The following is a 13742-nucleotide window of genomic DNA, read 5'->3' on the forward strand; positions in this document are numbered from 1 at the left end:
ATATGATATTAAGATATTTTATACGTTCAGTATCTTTGAGAAGAACTGCTTTGCACGGTCGCTCTTCGGGTGCTTGAATACTTCCTCAGGAGTACCGTCCTCGATAACATAGCCGCCATCCATAAAGCAAACTCTGTTTGCGACCTCTGCCGCAAACCCCATTTCGTGGGTAACAACTATCATCGTCATTCCCGCTTCGGCAAGATCCTTCATAACGTTGAGGACTTCACCGACGAACTCAGGGTCGAGGGCGGAAGTCGGCTCGTCAAAGAGTATTACCTCAGGCTCCATTGCAAGAGTTCTTGCGATAGCGACTCTCTGCTGCTGACCGCCCGAAAGCTGTGTCGGATAGGCATTCGCCTTTCCGTCCATTCCTACCCTTGCAAGCAGTTCCATAGCTTTCTTTTTGGTTTCTTCCTTGTTTGCTTTCTTTACCTGTACAGGGCATTCCATAACGTTCTCAAGCACGGTCTTGTGCGGCCAGAGGTTGAACTGCTGGAACACCATTCCGACATTCTTTCTTATCTCCTTTGCAGCCTTTTCATTGAGCTTTTTGTTATGCTTATCCTCGTCGATACCTCTGAGGACTGCGCCGCCGATCTTGATCTCTCCCGAAGTCAGCTCTTCAAGATAGTTAAGGCATCTCAGGAAGGTACTCTTTCCGGAGCCGCTCGGACCGATAACGCTGACCACTTCGCCCTTATATATATCCATATCTATTTTTCTGAGGACCTTTAGTTCTCCGTAATTCTTTGCCATATTGTGAACCGATATCACAGGCGTTCTGCTTTCAGCCATAGTATTTTACACTCCTTTGTTTTGTTCCGTCAGACAGCAATGCGGTTATTGCGCTTCTCTATACATCTTGAAGCAAACTCGATAACAAGGTTCAGCGCCCAGTAAAGTACGCCTGCGCAGATATAAACTATCAGCGGACTGAATGTTATACCGATAGCTTCCTTTGTCATCATAGTCATTTCGGCTACTGTGATGATAGAGAGGATAGATGAATCCTTGACAGTCTGAACGAACTGTCCTGTAAGTGACGGAACGATGATCTTCAATGTCTGAGGGAAGATTATCCTTACCATTGTTTTAAATCTTGACATTCCCATTGCATAGGACGCTTCAAACTGTCCTTTCGGGATAGCGCTGACGCCGCTTTCAAGGATAACTGCCGTATATGCGGCGGTGTACATTCCGAGGATAATAACACCTGTGGAAAAAGCCGAAACGTTAAGACCCAATGCAGGCAGTCCGTAATAGGCGAGATATACCTGCACCATAAAAGGGGTACATCTGAATATTTTGATGAATGCTCTTGCGATAAGCTCCACGGTCTTGTTCTTTGAAAGGCACATATATCCTACTGCCGAGCCGAGTATCATTGCTATGAGTATCGAAAGCACAGATATTGCCGCCGTTGTTCCAAGTCCCTGCAGGAGCAGCGGAAGTGCTATTTCCGCAACGTGCATAAATTCGTCCATTGACTTCCGCCTCCTTATCTTCTTTCAAGTCTTTTCTTCTGGAGCTTTACAAGCTCTTCAAGTCCTGCACAGACGATGAAATACATAACTGCGATAGCGATATAGAACGGCAGGTTGATGTATGTCTGTGTAACAAGACGCTGAGCTGTTCTTGTAAGCTCTACGATAGCCAGCACCGAAAGCATCGGTGAAACCTTGATAACATTTATAAACTCACTTGTGAGCTGCGGAAGTGCTACCTTGAATACCTGCGGAAAAACTATTCTCATAAGTATTTTCGGTTCGCTCATTCCCAGCGCTCTGGCAGCCTCAGTCTGACCTTTCGGAACGGCTGTAAGACCGCCTCTGATGATCTCTGCGATAAATCCGCCGCTGTTGAGGCTCAGTGCGATTATGCCCGAAGTCAGGTTTGAAAGGTTAAGTCCCATTACAGCCAATGCCTGATAAATAATATATATCTGCACCAGCACAGGTGTGCCGCGGACAAAGCTTATATAGACCGCAACTATTTTTTTCAGTATTCTTGACGGCAGCGAATCGCCGCCCATTCTCATCACCGAAAGCAGCATTCCTACGCAGAGCGCAATGATTATGGCTGCAACGGACACGAATACTGTATAGCCCAGACCTTTCAGCAGCAGGTCTTTATATTGCCATACTATGTTGAAATTCTCCATTGATATTCAATGCTCCGCCGCAGCTGACGGAGCATTTCCTCCTTTCAAAGCCTGCTTTTATTCGGCAGGGATATAATCTGACTCAGGGAGATCTGTTGATTCACCGAACCACTTCTTCTGAAGTTCTGCAAGAGTGCCATCTTCCTTGAACTTGTGGATCTCAGAGTCGATATAGTCTGAAAGCTCTGTATCTTCCTTACGGACAGCCCATGAGACCCATGTATCTGTTCCTACCATTTCAGCATTTCCCGAATCGTCTGATACGATCTCATAATCATCAGGGTTCTTCATTACAACTGCGGCGCAGCTTGCATAGTTCTGAGCGACAAGGTCGATCTTTCCGTTTTTCAGCTCTGCGAAAGCCTCTGGGAATGAATCGTATGTGAGCAGCTCTGAATAGCCGTCCTTACCCTCTGATATGAGCTTGTCGTTGAACTTCTTTGTATCGTCCTCGTTATAGCAGGAAGTCTGTGTGCCGACCTTCTTGCCAGACATATCTTCGATAGACTTGATGCTGTCATCGCCCTTTCTCTTTACGAAAACTGTTGTACCGTTCTGGATAGGATAAGTCATTGTATACTTTCCTGCTCTTTCGGCTGTTACACCGAGGGTAGCGCCGACAACATCATATTTCTTTGCTTCAAGTCCTGCAAGGATACCCTGGAACGGGAGGTCGATATAATCAAGCTCTACCCCAAGGTCATCGGAGATTTTAGCGAACAGATCGGCATTATATCCAACGATCTTATCGCCGTCCATATATTCAAAAGGCTCATAAGCGGCTTCTGTCGCAACTGTGAGCTTACCATTTTCCTTGATCTGATCGAGAGTAAGCGGTCCGTCCTGTTTACTGCTTCCGCAGGCGGTAAGACATCCTGCTGTCAGAACTGCTGCAACAGCCATTGCACAAACTCTTCTTAACATTCCAAATCTTCTTTCGCTTTTCATAACTGATTCCAACCTTTCATTTACTTTTCTTTATTGATATTTCTAAAAAATAAGAAGCGTCGGCATATTTGGTGCATTTTCTGCACCTATGCCAACGCTTCTTTGCGTTCATATATCCGATCACTTTTTACTTTCTCTTGCCTGTCTTTTTCTGATATGCAAGGATAGACATAAACTCGAAGATGATATTTGCTCCCATATAAGCTGTGATCTCTGAATGATCGTAAGGAGGAGCAACCTCTACAACATCAAAGCCTGTAAAGTTAAGATCCTTTAGCGCTCTGATATACTGAAGGGTTTCAAATGAGGTAAATCCGCCGACCTCAGGAGTACCTGTACCCGGAGCATAAGCCGGATCGACAAAGTCGATATCGAATGTAAGGAACACCTTATTGTCCCCCACCTTTTCCTTGATGACCTTCAAAAGATCCTCAGGGGTGTATGTATGGAGCTTATCGCCCGGGATAACTGTAAATCCGAGATCTGCTGCGATCTTGAAATCGTCTGGATCGTAAAGCGAACCTCTCATACCGATCTGTACGGACTTTTCAGGATCTATAAGTCCTTCTTCCATTGCTCTTCTGAATGGTGTGCCGTGATTGTACTTCTGACCGAAAACTGTATCGCAGAGGTCAAGGTGTGAATCGAAATGCACAAGGCTTACCTTTCCATGTTTCTTTGCGATAGCTCTCAGCTCACCAAGAGTGATCGCATGGTCGCCGCCGATGCTTATCGGAACTGCGCCGCATTCAAGAACTCCGTCCAAAGTCTGTTCGATAGCCGCATAGGTTTCGTGGATATAGTCAGGAATTACCGGAACATCTCCGAGGTCTGCACCATTAAGGGAATCCATAATGTTTACACCCATTGCAACGTTGTTCGGCTTTATCATTGCGGAAATGTTTCTTACTCCGTTAGGACCGAATCTTGCGCCTGCTCTGAAAGATGCTGCTGTATCGAATGGGATACCGACGATAGCGAAATCCAATCCTTCTGCTGACGCTGCGTGAGGAAGCCTCATAAAATTACCCATATTACAAAAACGAGGAGAGCCTGAGGCACTCGGTGGCTGACAATTATTGTTGATCATTTGAGGTCACTTTCCTTTCAAAAATCGTTGAGAAACATATCCATTTGATCCTGACTTTCGGGTCGGGCAACTTTTCGTGTCGCTTTCAAGTCATTTCTGAATTGCTCTATGTGCAGAATTATAGCACTTATCCTGCAAGTTGTCAATAGCTAATTTTCGTTTTTTTGAAATTTTATTCACTTTGGAATACTGTTTGTTATTATCAAAACTGCGTATTTACGTTGTTTTATCCGTATTAAAATTTTTATTATTCACTTTTGAATAGTTTCTTTGTGCAACTTTACGAAGTCTTAAAATGCAATTTTATATTATACATCTTTCATTTTGTTCGCAGCTAATTTTTATTCAAAACTGAATAAAATAAGAATTTTTCTTTAACACTATTGCCAAATAAAAAACTCTGTGCTATACTGATAATCAAAGCAATGGCGCTCTTATGACCGATACGGCTTATGCCTGTCGGTTTATAGGGGCGTTATTTTTTTATTTAATTTTAATTCTATAATCATTATTTGAAAGGGTGTTTTATTATGGCATGTTTTTTAGTACCTGCAACAGAGGCTATCATTACAACTTTCGCAGCAAAGGCTGTTAAGTCACACGAGGCGAAGGCTGAGGAGCAGACAAAGGTCAAGGCTCTCGGTGAGGACAAGCTCCCGCTTTCAAAGAAGATCACAAGGCTTTCGGGATTTCTTTGGGGCGGTTCGGGACTGCTGGCTTTTGAACATCTCTGGCACGGCGAGATCGAACCTTTCTTCCCATTCCTGACGGCGGCGAAAGATCCGTCACAGATGGCGGAAGCATTCCACGAAATGGCGACGACGGGAACGACGATGGCGGTGGCGGTTACAGCGTTCTGGGCTGTGCTGACTATCGTATCCGACAAAATACTTAAACGCAGACCGCAGGCAGATAAAAAGTTGGGAGAGAGTACAGTATGACGCTACTTATAACATTGACAGCGGCTATTGCCGTTACTATCGTATGGTACACTTCCCCGAAAGCACGAAAGCTCAAAGCAGGACTTATGTGCTATATGTACTGGGGAGCGTCAATAATGTGGCTGGTGGACGCAGTTTTTGAATACAATGAACTGGGTGCGGCATACTTCACACCTGCTCTGTCGGATATGGCAAATGACAGCTTTTTAGGTGTATGTGCTGTTGCGCTGGGAGCAGTTGTATGGCTCTGCGCTTTGCTTATAAGCGACCCAAACGGAGTTGTAAAAGATGCGCTGACGCAGAAAAGACAGTAACGATACAATAATTATCCGCTGATATCTTCACTATTTTATCAACTATTATTGCACTATTATAAACAGGAGGAATTACAATGCGACTTGTTCCAAGAGAGCAGGATAAGCTTATGCTCCATTACGCAGGAATGCTTGCCCGTGACCGAAAAGCAGAGGGACTTAAACTTAATTACCCCGAAGCTGTGGCATACATCAGTATGATGGTAATGGAAAAAGCAAGAGCAGGAGTTTCCGCTGCCGAGCTTATGCAGTACGGCACAAAGTTACTCACCGCCGATGATGTTATGGACGGCGTTCCTGAAATGATACACGAAATTCAAATAGAATCAACAATGCCCGACGGCACAAAGCTTGTGACCGTACATAACCCTATCAAGGGGAACAGCAAGCTTTGCCCAGGAGAATTTATCGTGGAAGAGGGTACGATAAAGCTGAACGATGGTACGGAAAGCATAGAACTGACAGTTTCAAATACAGGTGACAGACCTATACAGACAGGCTCACACTTCCACTTTTTCGAGGTCAACAAGGCTCTTGAATTTGACAGAAAGGCTGCATACGGTATGCGACTTGATATCCCCGCAGGCACGGCGGTCAGATTTGAACCGGGCGAGAAAAAGACAGTCCGCCTTATCCCTATCGGCGGCAACCGCATAGGCTACGGACTTAACGGACTTGTAAACGGAAAAATGGACGACGAAAACATCAGGCAGGCTGCTTTCGCAAAGGCGAAAGAACTTGGTTTCAAGGGGGTGTAGGAAATGATCGAGATATCGAGAAAAGCATACTGCGATATGTACGGACCGACAGTCGGCGACAGAGTAAGGCTGGGAGATACTTCGCTTATTGCGGAAGTTGAAAAGGACCTCACTGTTCATGGTGACGAGGCAAAGTTCGGCGGCGGAAAATCTCTTCGTGACGGAATGGGACAATCCTGCAAAGCCACCGACAAGGAATGTCTTGACACGGTCATCACGAATGCTCTCATCATAGACAGCACAGGAATAATCAAGGCTGACGTCGGAATAAAGGACGGAAAGATAGCAGGCATCGGCAAGGCGGGCAACCCCGACATTATGAACGGTGTTGACGAAAATATGATAATCGGCGCTTCCACCGAGGCTATTGCAGGCGAGGGACTTATCCTCACCGCAGGCGGACTTGACACCCACATTCATTTCATTTCGCCGACGCAGGTCAGAACGGCTTTATACAGCGGTATCACCACTATGATCGGCGGCGGAACAGGTCCTGCGGACGGAACGAATGCCACCACCTGCACCCCCGGAGAGTTCAACATTCACAGAATGCTGGAGGCTTCCGAAGATCTTCCGATGAACTTCGGCTATCTCTGCAAGGGAAATTCCAGCGATATCACAACACTTGAAGAGCAGATAAAGGCAGGCTGTATCGGTCTGAAAATACACGAGGACTGGGGTTCTACACCAGACGTTATCGACCACGCTCTTACTGTTGCAGATATGTATGATGTACAGGCGGCTATCCACACAGATACTCTTAATGAGGGCGGATTTGTTGAGGATACGGTAAGCGCATTTAAGGGTAGAACTATCCACACCTACCACACAGAGGGTGCAGGCGGCGGACACGCTCCTGATATCATCAGAGCGGCTGCGTTCCCGAATGTTCTCCCTTCCTCCACCAACCCGACAATGCCATACACTGCGAATACGCTTGATGAACATCTTGATATGCTTATGGTATGCCATCATCTTGACAAGAACGTTCCTGAGGATATTGCTTTTGCGGATTCAAGAATACGTCCTGAAACTATTGCCGCTGAGGACGTTCTACATGATATGGGAATATTCTCGATGATGAGTTCAGACTCACAGGCAATGGGACGTGTGGGAGAAGTCATTACAAGGACATGGCAGACGGCGGACAAAATGAAAAAACAGCGTGGTTCTCTCCCTGAGGACAGCGAGAGGAACGATAATTTCAGGATCAAGCGTTACATCTCGAAATACACAATAAATCCTGCGATCACGCATGGCGTTTCAGAATATGTCGGCTCTGTTGAGGTGGGCAAGGTCGCAGACCTCGTTCTTTGGAATCCTGCTTTCTTTGGTGCAAAGCCTGATATGATAATCAAGGGCGGATTTATCTTTGCCTCAAAAATGGGTGACGCAAACGCATCTATCCCTACCCCTCAGCCTGTATGCTATACAGAAATGTTCGGCGGTCACGGACTTGCGCTGTCAAGCACCTGTATCACTTTCGTTTCAAAGTACGCATACGAGGACGGCATAAAGGAAAAGCTTGGTCTGAAAAGGAAGGTACTTCCTGTCAAGAACTGCCGAAATATCTCTAAGGCTGATATGGTATATAATAATGTATGTGCAGATATAAAGGTCGATCCCGAAACGTACACGGTAACGGTTGACGGCAAGGTGATAACCTGCGAGCCATTTGACGAGCTTGCGCTTGCACAGAGATATTTTATGTTCTGATTTTAAATAAGCGAGGAAATAGAGGAAATAAAAATGATAGCAGAAAAAATAATCGGAAAGCTTTCGGAACTTTCACCGAATGTTGAGGTCGATACAGTTGAGCTTGACTGGTTTGAGGCTGAAAAGAAACGTATACGCAAGACCACAGTCGGCGGACGTGAAATAGGCATTGCCGTTGATGAAACGCTCAGCGACGGCGACGTTATCTATCTTGATGACAAGCTTTGCGTTGCGGTCAAGCTTACAAGCTGTCCCCTTATAAAGATAAATGTTCACACCATGCAGGAAATGGGCAGGCTTTGCTTTGAGATAGGCAACAGGCATCTGTCGCTGAAAATATCTGAAGATAATGTGCTTATCCCACATGACGAGCCGACAGAAAAGCACCTAAAAAATCTCGGCTTTGACTGCGAGGAGATAATCGACAAGTTTGATGATTTTATCGTCTGCAAAGCACACGGACATTCTCACAGCCATGCTCACGAGCATGAGCATCATCACGGACATTCACATTAAACGGAGCTGATAATCATGACCGACACCGCAGGACTTATGAGCATTTTGCAGATATGCGACAGCCTTTTCCCTGTGGGCGCATTTACTCTGTCCAACGGACTGGAAACCTACGTTCAGAAAGATATCATAACTTCGCCGCAGGGACTTGAAGAGTATCTTCATTCTTACATTTCCGTACTGCCGTTCAACGAACTTGGTGCTGCGGCAATAGCATACAGCGCAGACGAAAAAACACTCTGCCGCCTTGACGAGGTATACTCTGCGGCAAAAGCGCCCTTTGAGATACGCAGCGGTTCTGAAAAAGTCACAAGACGGTTTTTCAAGATCTGCACAGCGGAGGGCGAAAGTGCGGCGGGGCATTACAGACAGCTTACGGAAGACGGCATCTGCAAGGGACATCAATGCATAGCATATGGACTTTATATGCGTGACAGCGGGATCTCACTATCCGAGGGACTTGCGGTCTACGGTTATTCCATATGCTCGGCTATCGTCACAAACTGCGTAAAGCTTGTCCCCCTCAGCCAGCTTGCAGGGCAGAAGATACTGAACACAGCTTTTGAGCTTATATCGCAGGCAGCCGAAAAAGCGGTCGGCACTTCCATTGATGATATCGGCATAAGCGGCGCAGGCTTTGACCTCCGTGCAATGCAGCACGAAAGACTTTATTCAAGGCAGTATATGTCATAAAAATACATAAGGAGAACCAGAAATGAGCTATGTAAAGATCGGCGTAGGCGGTCCTGTCGGATCGGGCAAGACTGCACTTATCGAACGCCTTACAAGAGAAATGTCAAAGGAATATTCCATTTGTGTTGTGACAAATGATATCTACACCAAAGAGGACGCTGAATTTCTTACGAAAAATTCCTGCCTGCCTGCCGACAGGATAGTCGGTGTTGAAACAGGCGGCTGTCCTCACACCGCCATAAGAGAGGACTGCTCAATGAATCTTGAAGCAGTTGACGAAATGGTAAAAAAGCACCCCGACACCCAGATAGTCTTTATCGAAAGCGGCGGAGATAATCTTTCAGCCACATTCTCCCCAGATCTTGCCGACGCATCTATCTATGTTATCGATGTTGCGCAGGGCGAAAAAATACCGAGAAAGGGCGGCCCCGGTGTAACACGTTCCGACCTGCTTGTAATAAACAAGACCGATCTTGCGCCGCTGGTAGGTGCGTCACTGGAGGTTATGGCATCAGACTCAAAGCGTATGAGAGGCGAAAGACCTTTCCTTTTCACAAACCTTATGAGCCGTGAGGGCGTTGCGCAGGTCATCGACTGGATAAAGAAGTCTGTGCTTTTTGAGGATCTGAAATGAACGGCAGGCTGAACATTTCGACAGTTTTTGACGGAGCAAGGACCGTTACAGAGGACTTGTATTTTGCGCCGCCTTTCAAGGTCTATTCCCCTTTTTATGATGACAGCGGCTGGGCAAAATACATATCAATGTGCGGCTCGGCAGGAGTTCTTGCAGGAGATGAAAATGCAACCAAGCTTTATATTGGCGAAAACTGCAAGGTTATATTTACAGATCAGGGGTATCAGAAGCTTTTCAACACAAACGGCGGCGTTTCAAGGCAGAACATCAAACTGGTGGTTCGTAAAAACGCAAAACTTTGCTATATCCCCCACCCCATAATGACTTTCACAGGCTGTGACCATATTTCTAACGGAAAAGTCAGCATTACGGAAAGTTCTTCCCTTATTTTCTCTGAGATATACTGCTGCGGCAGAACGGCAATGGGGGAAGAATTCGGGTTGAAAAGTTTCCGCTCCCGAACAGAGATAGCTATTGACGGTAGCGCTGATTTTATCGACAACACCCTTATTGCGCCAGCTTCTCTGCCCATAAGGAACAAAGGCTTTTTTGAAAGCTTTACCCATACGGGATTTATGTATATCTACACCCCCGACAAAGAACTTCTCGGCAGCGTTTATCAAACTGCTGTTTCCGAAGATAAAGTCCAGCTTTGTGCTACTCACACAGAGCGTGGTATCGCTCTGCGAGCTTTGGGATATTCGGGTGAGGAGATATACGACCTTTTTCTCAGCATTGCGGAGAAAGTCAGAAATGCTTAAAAATAAAATCTATTTCACTTATAAAAATAACCTGTCTGACACAGTATCAGACAGGTTATTTATTTGCTTTATCCGAATCATCAGCAAAAAATATAAATGTAACGGCGACCATTATAATGTATCCGCCGATCACCTCAAAGGGGAATTTAAGCAGTGCTGTTTTCGGTATTAGGAAAGGCAGAGTCGCTATCGCTCCGCAGGGCGGAAAGTAAAGCTTTGATCTGCACACCATACACAGGATAATTCCGCAGGACACAGCCGCAGACAATGCAAGTAGAAAGCCTGCAAATTCCGTCAGCAAGGCTCTTGAAAGCACACCTGCCACTGCCGCTGAGGATATGAGTATGACAGAATGTGCCGCACGTTTTCTGAGCTTTGACTGAGGCTTGCTCATTTCAAAAAACGCAACTATCAGAGGAGGCGCAATGAAAAATATCTGACTGAAAAAAGTGGGCAGAAAGCACATTATACTTGCCGCCGCTGTCTGCTTTGCACGGATAATGATAAGCTTTCTGTTCGGTGGGACTTCATGAAAGTCATATTTTTGCCTTATCCCGAAATGTTCAAAACAAAGCTGTGCCGCTAATATCAGCGCCGTCATTACAACAACGGACAAAACATAAACTATGCTCTTTGTCCCCATAAGTATCGGCAGAACGCAGGCGGATATGGCAGGAACGAACTCCGTTCTCAGCAAAGTTATCCAAGCGACGGCGCATATAAGTCCGACCGTCACCTGCACCCACAGCGGCACATGGAGATATTTTACTATTGCTATCCCCACAAAAGCCGCAGGCACAATGGCGGCGAAAAGTCTTATCCTTGATGTATTCCACGACTGCACAGGGGCGGCGAGTGCGCCTATGGCTATTGCAGTTATTTCGGGAAAAATTATCTCTTTCTCCCCTGTTATCTCAGCGACGGCAGTCATTCCCGCCGCCAGCAGAAGAGAAACAAGCACAGGCAGCAACTTTACAAACTCTGCGGTCATATGGTTATTTTTAGCTTTATCCACTATATTTTCTCCCTTAGATCTCTTGAAATTAAAATCAATACCCCGATAATATCTCATAAAAACAGAGCGCCGCCGAAAGAAAAACGCTCTGAAAATTTTATTCAGCCTTGATAAATCCCTTTTTCACCAACGGGATAAGCATTCCGCCTGCCGCATTTCCCAAGGTCATTATCATCATATAGCCGAGAGCCTTTGCGCTCCATGAGCCTGAAAGGGTGAAGTAGTACATATTTGCAATACAGTGTTCAAAGCCGCTGATTATAAATACCACAACAGGCAGGAAGATCGCAAGTATCTGTCCCACAGGATTTTTTATGTTCTTGTTTCCGTCAGCCGCTATGAACATAAGTATACCGCAGAAAAATGCAAGTATGAATATGCTCAGCAGTCCGTCCGACAGCTTGATATCACTCAGCTCCTTAGCCTTGTCACCTATGCCCGCTATCCTTGTTTGAAGTATCAGAAAAGCCGAAACCGCCGCACCTGCGAAATTGCCCAGCCATATTATTCCCAGCTCGCCGAGATACACAGGCTCACGCTCAACCGCATAGCCGACCTTTCCGGTAAAAAGGTTAAAGCCAAAGCTCAGTATAACGAAAAGTCCTGTACCGAAAAGAAATGCACCGAGGTACTTGTTGCCGCAGGACAGGTAGACCGTTCCGCCCACTGCGATAGCAACGCCTGTCATAAAGGAACGCAGAAATATGTCGATTATTTTCTTCATATGTTTTCTCCTATGTATTTTTATAAGTATACAACTTTATTATTATATAATATTTTCAGCCAACTTTCAAGGAAAATGAGTTTTATTTACAATTTTTTAGTTATTTAGCCCGAAGTTTGCCGCAGGCAACACAGCTGTTCTGTGTGGTCTTGCCGATCAATAACATATTTAACAACATAACAGGAACTTCACACAATTTTCTCGTAATTTTTAACAAAGCCTATTGCAATTTGTTAAAAACAGTTGTATAATAAACACATAAATTAATGGATATCATTTCATTTTCAGAAAGGAATGTTTGTAAAATGGCTAACAGAATGATTTTAAATGAAACTTCATATTTCGGTGCAGGCTCTATAAGCGAGATCGTTACCGAAGCTAAAAAGAGAGCTTTCAAAAAGGCGCTCGTCGTTACCGACCCTGATCTTATAAAGTTCAACGTTGCTCAGAACGTTACAGATCTCCTCGACGGCGCAGGTCTGGCTTATGAGATATTCTCTCAGGTAAAGGCTAACCCTACCGTTGCTGTGGTAAAGGCAGGTATCGAGGCATTCAAGAAGGCTGAGGCTGATTACCTTATCGCTATCGGCGGCGGCTCTTCAATGGATACTGCAAAGGCTATCGGCATAATCATTGCCAACCCTGAGTATGCTGACGTTACTTCTCTTGAGGGCGCAGTTGATACTAAAAATCCATGCGTTCCTATTATCGCAGTACCTACTACCGCAGGAACAGCTGCTGAGGTAACTATCAACTACGTTATCACAGATGAGGAAAAGAAGAGAAAGTTCGTATGCGTTGACCCTCACGATATCCCTGTCGTTGCAGTTATCGACGCTAAGATGATGTCATCAATGCCTAAGGGACTTACAGCTTCAACAGGTATGGACGCTCTTACACACGCTATCGAGGGATACACGACTCTTGCCGCATGGGAGCTTACAGATATGATGCACCTAAAGGCTATCGAAGTTATCTCACGTTCTCTCCGTGCAGCCTGCCAAAATGATCCTAAGGGAAGAGAAGATATGGCTCTCGGTCAGTACATAGCTGGTATGGGATTTTCAAACGTTGGTCTTGGCGTAGTTCACGGAATGGCTCACCCTCTCGGTGCTTTCTATGACACACCTCACGGCATAGCAAATGCGGTTATCCTGCCTTACGTTATGGAATACAATGCTCCTTACACAGGCGAGAAGTTCAAGTATATCGCAGAGGCTATGGGCGTTGACACCACAGGTATGGATCAGGACGCTTACAGAAAGGCAGCTGTTGACGCAGTTAAGCAGCTTTCAAAGGACGTTGGAATCCCTGAAAAGCTCCACGAGATAGGCGTTAAGGAAGAGGATCTCCCTGCACTTGCACAGTCTGCATTCGATGATGTATGCACAGGCGGAAATCCAAGACCATGCACAGTTGAATCTATCCTCGGAATTTACAAGACTGCATTCTGATGATCAACTTACTTTAC

Annotated in this window: 16 protein-coding genes; 9 read left to right on the top strand and 7 right to left on the bottom strand. The window is 45.6% G+C overall.

What is annotated here, in order from left to right:
* Window positions 1-18: 18 nt before the first annotated feature.
* The 5 genes from Q0E19_RS08645 to speB form a co-directional block, all read right to left on the bottom strand.
* Complete coding sequence (locus Q0E19_RS08645) at window positions 19-798, bottom strand: amino acid ABC transporter ATP-binding protein (protein WP_294408925.1); 780 nt, start codon at window positions 796-798, stop codon at window positions 19-21.
* Between the two features lie 29 nt (window positions 799-827).
* Entirely contained in the window at window positions 828-1487 is a 660-nt protein-coding gene (locus Q0E19_RS08650; protein WP_294408926.1) for an amino acid ABC transporter permease, read from the bottom strand.
* A 14-nt stretch (window positions 1488-1501) separates the two neighbouring features.
* Window positions 1502-2164 (bottom strand): amino acid ABC transporter permease, encoded by a 663-nt coding sequence (locus tag Q0E19_RS08655; protein WP_294408927.1) that lies wholly within the window; start codon window positions 2162-2164, stop codon window positions 1502-1504.
* A gap of 57 nt (window positions 2165-2221) precedes the next feature.
* Window positions 2222-3112: a transporter substrate-binding domain-containing protein gene (locus Q0E19_RS08660; protein ID WP_294408928.1), complete on the bottom strand. Its 891-nt coding sequence runs from the start codon at window positions 3110-3112 to the stop codon at window positions 2222-2224.
* A gap of 127 nt (window positions 3113-3239) precedes the next feature.
* Window positions 3240-4202, bottom strand: coding sequence for an agmatinase (gene speB, locus Q0E19_RS08665; RefSeq protein ID WP_294408929.1), 963 nt, complete (start codon window positions 4200-4202; stop codon window positions 3240-3242).
* Window positions 4203-4732: 530 nt separating this feature from the next.
* Here speB and Q0E19_RS08670 point away from each other — a divergent pair.
* The 8 genes from Q0E19_RS08670 to Q0E19_RS08705 all read left to right on the top strand — a co-directional run bounded on the left by Q0E19_RS08670 (window position 4733) and on the right by Q0E19_RS08705 (window position 10532).
* Complete coding sequence (locus tag Q0E19_RS08670; protein ID WP_294408931.1) at window positions 4733-5143, top strand: hypothetical protein; 411 nt, start codon at window positions 4733-4735, stop codon at window positions 5141-5143.
* On the top strand, window positions 5140-5457 hold the full coding sequence (locus Q0E19_RS08675; protein WP_294408933.1) for a hypothetical protein: 318 nt from the start codon (window positions 5140-5142) through the stop codon (window positions 5455-5457). The genes Q0E19_RS08670 and Q0E19_RS08675 overlap by 4 nt, the downstream gene beginning before the upstream one ends.
* Before the next feature lie 77 nt (window positions 5458-5534).
* Window positions 5535-6215 (top strand): urease subunit gamma, encoded by a 681-nt coding sequence (gene ureA, locus Q0E19_RS08680; protein ID WP_294408935.1) that lies wholly within the window; start codon window positions 5535-5537, stop codon window positions 6213-6215.
* A 3-nt stretch (window positions 6216-6218) separates the two neighbouring features.
* Window positions 6219-7931, top strand: a complete 1713-nt coding sequence (gene ureC, locus Q0E19_RS08685) for an urease subunit alpha (protein WP_294408937.1) — start codon at window positions 6219-6221, stop codon at window positions 7929-7931.
* A gap of 33 nt (window positions 7932-7964) precedes the next feature.
* Window positions 7965-8447, top strand: a complete 483-nt coding sequence (locus Q0E19_RS08690; protein ID WP_294408939.1) for an urease accessory protein UreE — start codon at window positions 7965-7967, stop codon at window positions 8445-8447.
* Window positions 8448-8462: 15 nt separating this feature from the next.
* A complete protein-coding gene (locus Q0E19_RS08695) occupies window positions 8463-9137 on the top strand; it encodes an urease accessory UreF family protein (RefSeq protein WP_294408942.1) in 675 nt (224 codons plus the stop codon).
* 22 nt (window positions 9138-9159) lie between these two features.
* Window positions 9160-9771: an urease accessory protein UreG gene (gene ureG, locus Q0E19_RS08700; RefSeq protein WP_294408944.1), complete on the top strand. Its 612-nt coding sequence runs from the start codon at window positions 9160-9162 to the stop codon at window positions 9769-9771.
* Window positions 9768-10532 (top strand): urease accessory protein UreD, encoded by a 765-nt coding sequence (locus tag Q0E19_RS08705; RefSeq protein ID WP_294408946.1) that lies wholly within the window; start codon window positions 9768-9770, stop codon window positions 10530-10532. Before ureG ends, Q0E19_RS08705 begins: the two co-directional genes overlap by 4 nt.
* Window positions 10533-10587: 55 nt before the next feature.
* On the opposite strand, the gene Q0E19_RS08710 is transcribed toward Q0E19_RS08705, so the two are convergent.
* Together Q0E19_RS08710 and Q0E19_RS08715 are read right to left on the bottom strand one after the other, a co-directional pair.
* Complete coding sequence (locus Q0E19_RS08710) at window positions 10588-11547, bottom strand: hypothetical protein (RefSeq protein WP_294408949.1); 960 nt, start codon at window positions 11545-11547, stop codon at window positions 10588-10590.
* A 97-nt stretch (window positions 11548-11644) separates the two neighbouring features.
* On the bottom strand, window positions 11645-12301 hold the full coding sequence (locus tag Q0E19_RS08715; RefSeq protein WP_365904915.1) for a formate/nitrite transporter family protein: 657 nt from the start codon (window positions 12299-12301) through the stop codon (window positions 11645-11647).
* 275 nt (window positions 12302-12576) lie between these two features.
* On the opposite strand from Q0E19_RS08715, the gene fucO reads away from it, so the two are divergent.
* Window positions 12577-13725 (top strand): lactaldehyde reductase, encoded by a 1149-nt coding sequence (gene fucO / locus Q0E19_RS08720; RefSeq protein WP_294408950.1) that lies wholly within the window; start codon window positions 12577-12579, stop codon window positions 13723-13725.
* Window positions 13726-13742: the final 17 nt, after the last annotated feature.

This window comes from uncultured Ruminococcus sp., assembly GCF_934476685.1.
In the GTDB taxonomy this organism is placed as follows: Bacteria; Bacillota; Clostridia; order Oscillospirales; family Ruminococcaceae; genus Hominimerdicola.

Coding starts and splice junctions, on each gene's coding strand:
- Q0E19_RS08645 (WP_294408925.1), bottom strand. CDS start 798: ATGGCTGAAAGCAGAACGCCTGTGATATCGGTTCACAATATGGCAAAG.
- Q0E19_RS08650 (WP_294408926.1), bottom strand. CDS start 1,487: ATGGACGAATTTATGCACGTTGCGGAAATAGCACTTCCGCTGCTCCTG.
- Q0E19_RS08655 (WP_294408927.1), bottom strand. CDS start 2,164: ATGGAGAATTTCAACATAGTATGGCAATATAAAGACCTGCTGCTGAAA.
- Q0E19_RS08660 (WP_294408928.1), bottom strand. CDS start 3,112: ATGAAAAGCGAAAGAAGATTTGGAATGTTAAGAAGAGTTTGTGCAATG.
- speB (WP_294408929.1), bottom strand. CDS start 4,202: ATGATCAACAATAATTGTCAGCCACCGAGTGCCTCAGGCTCTCCTCGT.
- Q0E19_RS08670 (WP_294408931.1), top strand. CDS start 4,733: ATGGCATGTTTTTTAGTACCTGCAACAGAGGCTATCATTACAACTTTC.
- Q0E19_RS08675 (WP_294408933.1), top strand. CDS start 5,140: ATGACGCTACTTATAACATTGACAGCGGCTATTGCCGTTACTATCGTA.
- ureA (WP_294408935.1), top strand. CDS start 5,535: ATGCGACTTGTTCCAAGAGAGCAGGATAAGCTTATGCTCCATTACGCA.
- ureC (WP_294408937.1), top strand. CDS start 6,219: ATGATCGAGATATCGAGAAAAGCATACTGCGATATGTACGGACCGACA.
- Q0E19_RS08690 (WP_294408939.1), top strand. CDS start 7,965: ATGATAGCAGAAAAAATAATCGGAAAGCTTTCGGAACTTTCACCGAAT.
- Q0E19_RS08695 (WP_294408942.1), top strand. CDS start 8,463: ATGACCGACACCGCAGGACTTATGAGCATTTTGCAGATATGCGACAGC.
- ureG (WP_294408944.1), top strand. CDS start 9,160: ATGAGCTATGTAAAGATCGGCGTAGGCGGTCCTGTCGGATCGGGCAAG.
- Q0E19_RS08705 (WP_294408946.1), top strand. CDS start 9,768: ATGAACGGCAGGCTGAACATTTCGACAGTTTTTGACGGAGCAAGGACC.
- fucO (WP_294408950.1), top strand. CDS start 12,577: ATGGCTAACAGAATGATTTTAAATGAAACTTCATATTTCGGTGCAGGC.